This is a genomic window from Rickettsiales bacterium, from assembly GCA_041396965.1.
Lineage (GTDB): Bacteria > Pseudomonadota > Alphaproteobacteria > Rickettsiales > SXRF01 > SXRF01.
In genome coordinates this window covers 1,104,897-1,117,050 of record JAWKXN010000001.1, presented here as the reverse complement: position 1 = coordinate 1,117,050, position 12,154 = coordinate 1,104,897, and the positions used below count along the sequence as shown (strand labels likewise).

13 protein-coding genes are annotated in these 12,154 nt (G+C 36.1%); 6 read left to right on the top strand and 7 right to left on the bottom strand.

The window, feature by feature from the left end:
• Window positions 1-20: 20 nt before the first annotated feature.
• The 7 genes from mltG to fabD all read right to left on the bottom strand — a co-directional run bounded on the left by mltG (window position 21) and on the right by fabD (window position 6,992).
• Window positions 21-995 carry an endolytic transglycosylase MltG gene (gene mltG / locus R3D71_05700; protein ID MEZ5691140.1) on the bottom strand — a complete coding sequence of 325 codons (975 nt, stop codon included), beginning with the start codon at window positions 993-995 and terminating at the stop codon, window positions 21-23.
• Window positions 996-1,011: 16 nt separating this feature from the next.
• Window positions 1,012-2,316 carry a hypothetical protein gene (locus tag R3D71_05695; protein MEZ5691139.1) on the bottom strand — a complete coding sequence of 435 codons (1,305 nt, stop codon included), beginning with the start codon at window positions 2,314-2,316 and terminating at the stop codon, window positions 1,012-1,014.
• Window positions 2,316-3,233, bottom strand: a complete 918-nt coding sequence (locus R3D71_05690) for an ABC transporter ATP-binding protein (protein MEZ5691138.1) — start codon at window positions 3,231-3,233, stop codon at window positions 2,316-2,318. The genes R3D71_05695 and R3D71_05690 overlap by 1 nt, the downstream gene beginning before the upstream one ends.
• A 78-nt stretch (window positions 3,234-3,311) precedes the next feature.
• Entirely contained in the window at window positions 3,312-4,568 is a 1,257-nt protein-coding gene (fabF, locus tag R3D71_05685; protein MEZ5691137.1) for a beta-ketoacyl-ACP synthase II, read from the bottom strand.
• A gap of 8 nt (window positions 4,569-4,576) precedes the next feature.
• Window positions 4,577-4,819, bottom strand: coding sequence for an acyl carrier protein (locus tag R3D71_05680; GenBank protein ID MEZ5691136.1), 243 nt, complete (start codon window positions 4,817-4,819; stop codon window positions 4,577-4,579).
• A 403-nt stretch (window positions 4,820-5,222) separates the two neighbouring features.
• Window positions 5,223-5,960: a 3-oxoacyl-[acyl-carrier-protein] reductase gene (fabG, locus tag R3D71_05675; protein ID MEZ5691135.1), complete on the bottom strand. Its 738-nt coding sequence runs from the start codon at window positions 5,958-5,960 to the stop codon at window positions 5,223-5,225.
• 90 nt (window positions 5,961-6,050) lie between these two features.
• Entirely contained in the window at window positions 6,051-6,992 is a 942-nt protein-coding gene (gene fabD, locus R3D71_05670; protein ID MEZ5691134.1) for an ACP S-malonyltransferase, read from the bottom strand.
• Between the two features lie 331 nt (window positions 6,993-7,323).
• Here fabD and rpsF point away from each other — a divergent pair, with 331 nt between their 5' ends.
• From rpsF to R3D71_05640, 6 genes are all read left to right on the top strand, one after another.
• The gene (rpsF, locus tag R3D71_05665) at window positions 7,324-7,692 is read left to right on the top strand and encodes a 30S ribosomal protein S6 (GenBank protein MEZ5691133.1); all 369 of its coding nucleotides are present in this window, start codon (window positions 7,324-7,326) and stop codon (window positions 7,690-7,692) included.
• Window positions 7,693-7,724: 32 nt separating this feature from the next.
• Window positions 7,725-7,979, top strand: coding sequence for a 30S ribosomal protein S18 (gene rpsR, locus R3D71_05660; GenBank protein MEZ5691132.1), 255 nt, complete (start codon window positions 7,725-7,727; stop codon window positions 7,977-7,979).
• Between the two features lie 117 nt (window positions 7,980-8,096).
• On the top strand, window positions 8,097-9,032 hold the full coding sequence (locus tag R3D71_05655) for a hypothetical protein (protein ID MEZ5691131.1): 936 nt from the start codon (window positions 8,097-8,099) through the stop codon (window positions 9,030-9,032).
• 86 nt (window positions 9,033-9,118) lie between these two features.
• Window positions 9,119-9,577, top strand: a complete 459-nt coding sequence (gene rplI, locus R3D71_05650) for a 50S ribosomal protein L9 (protein ID MEZ5691130.1) — start codon at window positions 9,119-9,121, stop codon at window positions 9,575-9,577.
• A gap of 130 nt (window positions 9,578-9,707) precedes the next feature.
• Window positions 9,708-10,874, top strand: a complete 1,167-nt coding sequence (locus tag R3D71_05645) for a glycosyltransferase family 87 protein (protein MEZ5691129.1) — start codon at window positions 9,708-9,710, stop codon at window positions 10,872-10,874.
• A gap of 13 nt (window positions 10,875-10,887) precedes the next feature.
• Window positions 10,888-12,135, top strand: a complete 1,248-nt coding sequence (locus R3D71_05640) for a glycosyltransferase family 87 protein (GenBank protein MEZ5691128.1) — start codon at window positions 10,888-10,890, stop codon at window positions 12,133-12,135.
• Window positions 12,136-12,154: the final 19 nt, after the last annotated feature.

The following is a 12,154-nucleotide window of genomic DNA, read 5'->3' as shown; positions in this document are numbered from 1 at the left end:
AATACCTGTTATTATAGTAATTATTTCTTGTTTTTCTTTTTAATACGATATTTGGTGACATTACTGTTATGTTCTGTAAGTGTTTTGGAAAAATTATGACCGCCATCACCAGTCGCCACAAAATATAGCTCGCTAGTTTTAAGTGGGTTCAGGGTCGCTTTTATCGCCTCATATCCGGGATTGGTTATTGGAGCTGGTGGAAGACCATATATAGTATAAGTGTTGTACGGAGTTGGTTCTTTAAGATCCGATATAATAAGAGCGCGCTCCAGCGGTTTGCCATTCTTTTTTTCTAACCCATAAATGGTTGTTGGATCGGATTGTAGTTTCATTCCTTTTCTTAGGCGATTGATAAAAACGGCGGCGACTCTGGCTCTTTCATCAGGAACGCCAGTTTCCTTCTCAACTATTGAAGCAAGGGTTAGGGCTTCCTTTTTGTTTTTAATTGGTAGTTTTTTTGCTCTTTCCTCCCATAATGAATCTATGGTCGCGATCATTTTTCTTTGCATTCTTTCTATTATTGACGAACGGCTATCACCACGAGAAAAATAATATGTTTCCGGTAGCAGACTCCCCTCCTCCAGATTTTCTGGAATATCTCCGGTGAGTATATCATTGGAATTAAGTAACTCGGATATTTCTCTAACGTTAAGCCCTTCGGCTATAGTTATTTTATGAATTACCACATCGCCTTTAACCAGCATATTCAGAACTTCGGATGGTGCTATGTAGGAATGAAAAATATACTCACCAGCCTTGATACGCGCGGCATCACCTTTTAGATAAGCTACCGCCTTAAAAATAATTGGCGGTATTGAGATAATCTCTTTTTCATGAAGAAGGTCAACAGCATCAATAAAACTAATTCCCTTTGGTAGAATTATCGTAGTTGCTTGCTCAAGATTTCCATCTGCATTATAAGAATTCCAAGAATAGATAGCTATTGATAGAGCGACAAATAATAACGTGGTTAAAAATATTATAATTTTTTTCAAGATTTCCTACCTTTTATTAATGCCAGTATTTTTTCCATCTTTTGAGCGCTAGGAATACAAAAAATGCCGCTTGTAAATATCCTGAAAGCAAGGAGATAGTTATAAAACCTTCTTTGGGAACTATAATAAATAAATTCACAGCTTGTTTGGCACCAACACTAGCAAGTAGCAAAGGTATAAGCGAATATAATATGAATAAATAAAATATGGCTGCCGTATGAGCTCTTTTTGCGTTTGGATATAGTTTGAAATAGTGAAGAATAGCTATATCCCTTATTATAAAACCAAGAGAAGCCAGTATACTTAGGCACATAATGTATTTATTAAAATAAGTAAATATCACTAAGAAAGCTAAAACTAATACTAGCAGAAAATTGGCGAGCCAGCGTGGAAATAGACTCATAAATTTTTTAACATTACGAGTTTTCCAGCTATCTGATAACCTTCTATAAAGTAAACCACTCCATGGCTCTATAAATACCATGCAATAAAGAAAAAATATCCCGATAATATAGGAATTTAATAATATATGGCTTTCTTCGCTATAGCGCCAATAGTTTGTATCTAAACCAGCGATGAAGAATATAATAAATAGCACAAAAGCAATCCAAAGCCATGGTCCGGTACTCATTCGTAGCTGATTACGTATTTGCCAATATATGCCGCTAAATATCCAAAGAAATGCTATTACTGAAAAAAATGCTATGAATTTATTGTAGTTATATGATTCACCGTACCATTTAATGAGCTCATAATTATCACGCTCATAATCAACAATACCAGATATAAACATGCTGGCTATTAAAAGACCAATTATGTGTGAGAATATAGCTTGTATTTTTTTGCGTCCTATAGACTTCACCTGCGCAACTTGAAGAGAAGAGATTATGGCGGTAGCGTGACAAATTAAACCACTGAAAATTAATATAACGCTATTAGCAAAAACTGTATCAGGTGGCATATGAGATAAATTTACGTAGATATATACTACTAGTGCCATAACAGCGCCATACCAACAATATAAAGCGCTACCAAAAATCTTTCCACAAGATAGGCTAAATGGAGATATGGATGATAATCTTTGAAAATCCCAAGTATTTTCATTTACTTCATCTGTAATTGACGCTGCTGCTTTATTCCCACCCCAAGCAGCGATCAAAACTGTAAATATAAATATTGACGCTGTAATCATTTTTTGATCGGTGTTGTGTCCATTGCTGGCTATATAAAAAATAACAGCGATTACTAAAGGCATTACTACTAATCTTTGTAGAGAAAACTCTAGCCAAATATATCGCCGTATTTCTGGATTTAGTCTCATTAAGTTGTACCTTCAGTGCTGAATGACATGTAAATATCTTGCAATTTACCATGTTTTGAATGAAATGAGATTATTTTTGCTTCTTGCTCTATTAAATTTTTTAATAGCAAATATTGTTCGCTTTTATCTCCAGAAAACTTAAATTGTATTGTTTGTTTTTCTAGGGTTGGATTTAGCACTGTGTCCATAGATTGTAGTCTTGGAAGAAATATATCGGCGGAATCTAAGAATAATATCTCAATGATATTATTAGATTCTTTGTGAGATGAAGATAGGCTATGCTCCACTAATTTGCCATCACGTAATATTAGCATATCAGTACAATAATCTTCTAGCTCCGCAAGAATATGCGATGAGACTATAATGGTTATTCCTGCATCTTGCAATTTACGGAATAATTTTGAAATAGTAACCCTAGCCTCCGGATCAAGACCAGAAGAAGGCTCATCAAGAAGAAGTAATTTTGGTGTATGAATAATAGCTTGGGCGATGCCTAGCCTTTGCCGCCAACCACGTGAAAGAGTTCCCGCCTTTTTGTCCATATATGGCGTTAGCTCTAATATTTCTTTTACCCATTCAACCTGTTTCTTTATTTCATTAGATGGCAATTGATGTAGAGAGGCTATGAAAATCAAACATTGTCTAACCGTTAGCTCATCATATAAGCCAAAAAAATCTGATAGGTAACCTAGTTTTTTGTGGATTTTGCGAGGATGTTCGGAAACATCAATATTATCTATGGTGATATTACCGGAAAATGGCTCTTCTAGAGCTGCTATACAACGAAGTAATGTTGTTTTTCCAGAACCATTAGGTCCCACCAGAGCGGTAATGCTACCTTCAGGCACGCTAAATGTTATATTATCTAATGCTCGTTTTTCAGGGTATTCGTAAAATAGATGTTCAACATTTATCATAGAATAACTCTATATTTTACCCTATTACATTTTATACTGACCTACGGCCAAAAATTAGTCAAAAACACAATTTGATAGCTATATTTTCTTAAAAATAAGCGATGAATTAGTCCCACCAAAGCCAAATGAATTTGAAAGTACCGCTCTTATCTCACGCTCCTTTGCTTTATGCGCTACTAGATCAAGGTCACAACCTTCAGATGGCTCGTCAAGATTAAGGGTTGGGGGCGCTATTTGATCACGCATGGCGAGAATAGAAAATATTGACTCAACCGCTCCCGCCGCTCCGAGAAGATGACCGATTGCTGATTTTGTTGATGACATAGAAAGCTTGTAAGCAGCTTCACCAAACAAGTTTTTTACCGCTTGTAATTCTAACTCATCACCAAGAGGAGTTGATGTGCCATGAGCGTTTATATAATCAATATCCTCAGGATTCATTTTAGCGCGTTCAAGAGCTGATTTCATCGCCCTTCCCGCTCCCTCATGCTCAGGTGCTGGCGCTGTTATATGATGAGCGTCACCAGAAAGACCATAGCCAACAATTTCAGCGTATATTTTCGCGCCACGCTTTTTAGCGTGTTCGTATTCCTCAAGAACTACAACTCCGGCTCCCTCACCCATGACAAAGCCATCACGTCCTTTATCCCAAGGACGGGATGCTTTTGTTGGTGTTTCATTATATCCGGTAGAGAGCGCGCGCGCGGCGGCGAAACCAGCGAGCCCGATTCGGCAAATAGTCGCTTCCGCGCCACCCGCGAGCATTATATCCGCGTCACCGAATTGTATAAGCCTTGAAGCGTCACCAATGGCGTGCGCACCGGTTGAACAGGCGGTAACTACCGAATGGTTAGGTCCCTTAAAGCCATATTTGATAGAAATTTGACCGGAAGCTAGGTTAATAAGAGCCGCTGGAATGAAGAACGGGCTTACACGGCGTGCTCCCCTATCCTTCATCATCAACACAGTTTCCTCAATAACCCGAAGACCACCAATTCCAGAGCCGATCATAACGCCGGTACGAAGTTTATCTTCGTCACCTAAAGAGGTTATGCCAGCGTCTTCAGCCGCCTCATGAGCCGCGCCAAAAGCAAAATGGATAAAATGATCCATTTTCTTTTGTTCTTTTGGCTCAATATACTTATCAGCGTTAAACTCATTATCACCAGTGCCACGCACTACCTGACCAGCGACTTTCGCCGGAAGGTCAGATACATCACAATGGGTAATTCCAACTAGTCCAGAGCGGGAGGAAGTAATCCCTTCCCACGACGGTTTAACGCCACAACCAAGAGGCGTAACAAGACCAAGTCCGGTGACTACGACTCTTCTCATATAACAAACTACGCGGCTTGAGAGTTTTGTTTAATGTAGTTTATAGCATCTTGAAGACTTAAGATTTTTTCCGCCGCGTCATCAGGAATTTGAATGTTGAATTCTTCCTCAAACGCCATAACTAGCTCAACGGTATCTAAACTATCGGCACCAAGGTCATCAATGAAGCTTGCCTCTGGCACAACTTTTGACTCATCAACTCCAAGATGTTCAACAACTATTTTTTTTACTCGTTCAGCAATATCACTCATGATGCTTTTCCTTTGTGTAGTTAACAATCAATATATTCTGTAATTAATATATAGCGATTTCTGTTTCTTTCTATCTTAAATAATGAACTAAAACAACTATATTTAATTTCTAATCTTCGTTAGAGTCGGAAACAATAGTCACCAAAACTAAAACGTCAACATTAAAGTGTATACAAGTGGGTAATTGTTAAAATTTTTGTTTTATAATAAATATTTAACTAATTATATTTGCTATTTTTTTAACGAGTGTGACTTGTATTATTGTTTTTAGTAGTGGCTTTTTCTAATTCCGAAAATATGAGCCAGAAATTGGATATATTTTAATCAGCAATTTTTTTCTGCTATTTTTTAGAAATTCATAGTTTTTATTAAGTAATACGTAGCTATCAGACATAATCGCAATCTAACCCATATATAATCCACCGTTTATATGTAGTGTTTGACCGGTGATATAGGACGCGGCATCACTTGCTAGATATATGACACCGGCGGATATTTCTTCTGGTGTTCCCATACGACCAAGAGGTATGTTCTGACTAATACGGGACTTTTGATCATCATTTAATATATCGGTCATTGGCGTGTCGATAAATCCCGGAGCAACGCAATTTACGGTAATCCCACGAGCGGCTACTTCTTGCGCTAGCGCTTTGCTCATACCGGTTAGTCCGGCTTTGGAGGCGCAATAATTGGTTTGTCCAGGATTTCCTGTCCAACCTACTATGGAGGTTATGAATATTATTCTACCGCTACGACGTTTTAACATGCCTTTTATAGCGGTGCGCGCTAGGCGAAAACTAGCGGTAAGATTAATATCTATTACTTTTTGCCATTCGTCATCTTTCATTCGTAAAGCAAGATTATCTTTGGTAACGCCAGCGTTACAGACTAATACATCAAGACCGCCAAGTTTTTCCTCAGAGTTTTTTATTAGGTTATCAACTTCTGATAATTGTGATAGGTCACAAGATATAGCGGAGGCTCTATTACCAAGAGATTTCGTTAGAGAGTCTAATTTTTCTTGATTACTACCTGATATAGCGAGATTCGCTCCAAGATTATAAAAATTCTGCGCTATAGATTTACCAATTCCTCCACTAGCACCGGTTACAAGAATTTTTTTGTCAGTAAAATTGAACATGATGAACAGCCCCAATTTAAGTTTATAAGATTGAGTTTATTAAAAAACTGGTGATTACAAAAATATAGATTGAATTATGTGTAAAGCTTTTTATTCAACTTTTGAAAAAGTCTCAAGGTCAGAAGGCGTTCCAACATTTATAGTTTCTATCTTGGTACTTATTCTTTTCATAAGACCAGATAGAACTTTACCAGCGCCAACTTCTATAACACGAGTTACTCCCTCTTTTACAAGATATTCCATTGATTCACGCCAACGAACAACTCCTGTCACCTGATCTACCAGAAGATTGCGTAGTATTTCAGGGTCGGATACCGCGTTTGCGGTGACATTGGTCACAACAGGTACTATCGGATTATCGAATTTCGCGGCTGATAAAGCGTCTGTCATAACTCCGGCGGCAGGAGCCATTAACGGGCAATGGAACGGCGCGCTTACCTCTAGCATTAAAGCGCGTTTTGCTCCTTTATCCTTCGCTATGGTAAGGGCTCTTTCTACGGCGGTTCTTGCTCCACTAATTACTACTTGACCGGGAGCGTTGTCATTAGCGACGCTACATATCTCATCACCAGCGGCTTCTGCGGCGATTATTTCCGCCATATCACGCTCTATGCCAATTAAAGCAGCCATAGCTCCGTTATTCGGTGAAACACAACGTTGCATGGAAAGTCCACGAACTCTAAGAAGGCGGGCTGTCTCAGCAAGTTCTAATACACCATTAGCGCAAAGAGCGGAATACTCACCAAGAGAATGTCCAGCAACAAAAGCAGCCTGTGATTTTATGTCAAACCCAAATTCTTTTTCCATTACACGGAAAGCGGCGATAGAAGTAGCCATAATAGCTGGCTGTGCGTTTTCTGTTAGAGTTAGAACATCTTGTGGTCCATAAAATATGACTTCAGATAAAGCCTCAGAAAGAGCGTCATCAACTTCGTTAAAAACATCACGAGCCACCTGAAAATTGTCAGCGAGTTCTTTACCCATTCCTACCGTCTGTGAGCCTTGTCCAGGAAATAGTAACGCCTTTTTCATATATCTGCCCTTTGTCATAGTTAATTATAGGTTTTTTATAAATTAAGGGCAATTATTAACGTAGTTTATCTCTTATAGCAACTGTATAGTTATATAAAAATCGTATTTTTTCATGATAAAAATTAATTATAAATTATAGTGATATTTGTGTATGTATATCATTAAAATTTATTGTGTTTTTTGTAATTTTTTGCTTGCAATCATATGAAAAATAGCTATAGCTTACTCTCCTTTTTTGTATCAAACGTATGATTGATTGTTGGCTTAATTGTGATAATTGGCTGATTTTCAATGAAATTATTTAGTGGAATGTGCGGGAGCTTAAGATTTTATGCCATTATATGAAAGTACTTTTATAGCGCGTCAGGATATGTCACGTAATGATATAACTAGACTTACTGAAAGCGCTGGGAAGGTTATTAGTGATTTAGGTGGGAAGGTAGTAAAGGATGAGTATTGGGGGTTGCGTAATCTCGCCTATAAGATAAATAAAAGCCGTAAAGGTCATTATGTTATGCTTTCCATAGATGCCTCAGCCTCAGCTATTAAGGAATTAGAACGTGTTTTTAGTAATGACGAGGATGTAATGCGCTTTATTACAATCCGTGTTAGCGCTTTACAGGATGGACCTTCGGTCATGATGAGAAATTCTAGTTCGCGTGATGATTACGGTAGTGGTGAAGATACCGCTGTTGCTTAGTAACTAATTAATTTATTTGGATAATTAATAAAATGGAAAATATTCAGGAAAATAACTCTATTGGTCGTAAAGTATTTTTTCGTCGTAAGAAGACATGTCCTCTTAGCGGAGAGAGTGCTCCAGAGATTGACTATAAGGACGTGAAATTATTACAACGTTTTATATCAGAGCGCGGTAAGATACTTCCTAGCCGTATTACATCGGTGTCGTATAAGAAACAACGTAAGTTGGCAAAAGCTATAAAAAGGGCTCGCAATCTTGCTTTGCTTGCGTTTGTGGCGCAATAGGGCAAGGCGGGCTTTGCTTTAACTCTGTTTTGGTAGTTATTCTGGTTGTTTTATTTCTGGCTTTTTGCTGCTTTTGATGCCGGACTGGTGTTATAGTTATACAAAAAATCGGCATTTATGTTTAGTCAGACTCGTATAGTTTTGTTGTTATCTATAGTCTCCTCAGCGGTGTATCTGTCTGTTATTACCTATAATCTTGATTATATTTTTCTTTTTTTATCTACAATTCCTCTATTTATCTTCGGTCTTAGCGGTTTTTCATATTCTATATTAAAGATCGGTATTATATCCGTTATCCCTATTATTATTGGTAGCGATATAAGCTACGGTATTTTATATATTTCTATGTTTGTTTTACCGTGTTTTTATTTATGTCATACTTTGCTACGCCATTACGACTTAAAAATATTAAATAATGATACTGTGCTACGATTATGGGTACCTACTGGCATCGGAATGCTTAATCTCGCGCTTTACGGCTGTATTGTCTTATCTATTATGACTGCTATATTCGCTTACGGTGATGTATCACTTCCTGATTTTATAGAAAAGACTGTTCAGAATGAGCTTAAGCTTTTGGCTAAGGGAGGTGATATAAATTTACGTATATCTGTAGGCAATATGGCGCTTATGTTAAGTGGGTTTTCCGTATGGATGTGGGCGTTTCTTTTATTGTCGGGAGCTTGGGTGGTTAACTGGTTCTTGTTAAGAAATGATATGGCGAAACGGAAAAATTTAGCGATAACCACCTTCTCTATTCCTTACTGGTTGCTTTCTTTAATGGGAATATGCGCCCTTGCCTCTATTATTGGTAGTCGCTCAATGAGTTTTTTAGGGAAATCCTCTCTACTTATTTTGTTGCTGCCTTATTTTTGTCAAGGTATAGCGATGTTTCATGATAATATAAGAAATTCACCTAACAGAAGATTTTTTATGTTTATTGTGTATTTTCCGATAGTGATGTTTTTATGGCCAGCTTTGTTTGTAGCGGCTATTGGGTTAGTTCACCATGTAAAAAACTTCAACAAATACTTGTCATCTGGCAGAAGTTAGTTTAGAAACTAGCATTATATTTTAATTTACGTTAAACTAGGGCTGGATTACAGCAGAAAATACTATAATAATCAAGGAATTATAAGATGGAAGTGATTTTATTGGAAAGTGTATCTCGTTTAGGTGGTATAGGTGATACTGTAAATGTTGCTAATGGTTATGGACGTAATTTTCTTATACCGAAAAATAAGGCTTTGCGCGCTACTGCTGAAAATAAGAAGATTTTCGAGGAACGTCGTCATTTGATTGAGGAACAGAATGCCAAATCAAAATCCGAAGCGCAGGATGTGGCTTCTAAGTTGGGTGGTTTGTCTGTTAATCTAGTACGTCAAGCTAGTCAGGAAGGAAAGCTGTATGGTTCTGTTACGGTGCGTGATATAGCTGATTTACTTAAAGAGGAAGGTTATGATATTCCAAAGAGTCATATTATAATTACTTCCGCTATTAAGCATATTGGGGAATATTTGATAAATATTTCTTTGCACGCCGAAGTTCGTACGAATATAAAATTGAACATCCTTAGGACAGAGAGTGAGATGAACTAAGGGGTAGTTCCTCTTTGACTTGATTTTAATAAGTTTAATTTAGTGGTTATCTGTAGGATTGCTGAGGATTTTTAGGATAAACAGAGATAACTGTGTATATTATTTGATGGGAGTCATAATAGTCTTTATTATGACCTTTATCGTATCACCTACCTACCCTTTTTCTATTGTAGAAGAAGGGGGTGTGGTTAGTTCAGTTACTGCTACAGACTTTCTTTCGTATTATAACGCCTCTAAAGTTGTTTTGTCTGGTAATTCTCAGGGATTATATGACCCTAGCTTTATGAAAAGCAGTATGTGTGGTATAGTAAATACTCCTATAAGTAACGATTTACCGTTTTTGTATCCCCCACAAACATTATTATTTTTCTCTGCGTTATCGTTACTAGATATAGATCAATCATTTTTGGTATGGAGCATTGTTAATATAATGGCGACCATACTGTTTATGGCTATTTGTCTTAATAGAGTAAAACCCCACAATAAAAATAGTATAGTTTTTCTTTCTATTTTAACTTCCACTTATTACCCATGGATTAACAATATGTATCAAGGGCAAGTAATGATATTTGTTACTCTTGGTCTTTGGGGATATTATCTTTTAGTCAATAATAAAAGATATTTTTTGGCTGGAATACTGGTTGTGGCTTGTGCTTTTAAGCCACAGCTATTTATAGTTCCGGTGTTGTATTTGATGATTATAAATGGGAGTCGTCTTTGGTTGAGCACCATATTGGCGGGTATCACTACTTTTGTTTTATGCTCTTTAGTGTTTGGTTGGGAAATATGGTGGTCATACTTAGAAATACTGGTTTATGGCGAAAAGGAGATGAGACGGACTCTAAATGGAATGGTCAATATTAGGTCACTTTTATTTTTATTTTTTGGTAGTAGCGATATTGAGTTAATTAACTTAACAAGTCTAGCTTTGTGGGGATTAAGCGTGTTGGTGATTTTATTGCTGGGTGTATTACTGAAAGGTAAATCTAAGGAAGTTAAAGAAATGGGTTTTATGCTTTCTATAGTTATTGGCTGCTTGTTCAGCCCTTGGCTATATATACACGCATGTATCTTATTGATTATTCCTATGGTCTATTTAGCTAGTAGTGGAAAATTTAAAATTTTAGATCATTCTCTCTTATTGCCTACTATCTTTAATATGTCAGCTATTATAGTAGTTAATATTAGTTTGCAACTATCTTTATTCTTTTGGATTCTTACTCAACTATTCCTAATAGGCTTAATTATCCGTAATATAGTACTTGATTATAGCTGTAAGGTTATAATATCCAAATAATAGCAATAATTATATGTCTTATAAATTAGAAAAAAAATTGAATTATCAGAGATTTTTTACAGTAGTAAATTTGCTGTTAGGTTTGTTTATAGTTTCATTTTGTATTTGGTTTATAATTGACGTGCGTGCACCATTTTATGTTGGTAATAATGTGGTGATTTTCGTAGATTTTTTATATTATTACGTGGCTGGAAAGATATATTTATCTAACGATTATATAAAAATTTATGATATGGACGCACAACAGCAAATTTTTACGCAATTAATGGATTATCCGGTAGAAAAACTTGTTCCTTATCTATATCCTCCACAGACATTATTATTCTTTATCCCACTTTCTTATTTTTCCTTAGGTGGCGGGCTTTGTATCTGGCGGATATTTAATATAATTCTTACATTTATGTTTCCTATGATGTTACGCTATTGTGGTGTTAGTAGCGATAACAAAACTATGTTATATATTGCTGTTTCCCTAATAATATTATCATTCCCTTGGTTATTGAATACTTATCATGGTCAGGTGAATATTGTCATTTTATTAGGGTTATGGGGTGGGTATTTACTAATACAAAAAGATAGGTTTTTACTGGCTAGTTTATTAATAATGATTACAGCGTTTAAGCCTCAACTATTCGTAATACCGATTTTGTACTTTCTAACTGTATATGGAGTAAGGATGTGGCTGAATATTACGATAGCTTTTATTGTAACTATTATATCATGTTCTCTAATATTCGGATTTGATGTATGGATAGAGTATATTAAAACTTTATCTTTTGCATCATCAAGAATTCACTCTGGAACATCTGTGGAGAGTATGGGAAATTTCCGAGCGTTATTTTTGTTGATATTTGGAAGAGAATATTTCCCATATATAAATCTGGCTTCTATCGCAATATGGATAGTTGGGATGATTGCATCTGTTATAATAGGTTTTTTATTTAAGAATAAATCAGCGAAAATGATAGATTTTGGATTTGCTTTATGTGTATCAATAAGTTGCTTTTTTAATCCGTGGATTCATATATATAGCTTTATTTTATTATTAATACCTATTGCTTATCTAGTAAAGTATGTGCAGTTTAGACCAGTGTTTACCTATATAGCCTTTATTTTTTGCTTTAATTTTTTAGCGCTGTTGATAAATTCTCTAAAATCTAATCTTAATTCGTTGTTGTGGTTACCAACTCAATTCGTTCTTTTGTACATAATAATTTATCAGATCAGAAAACTTTATATGCAATCTAGTGTGGAATCATAGTGAGGTAATAATATATACA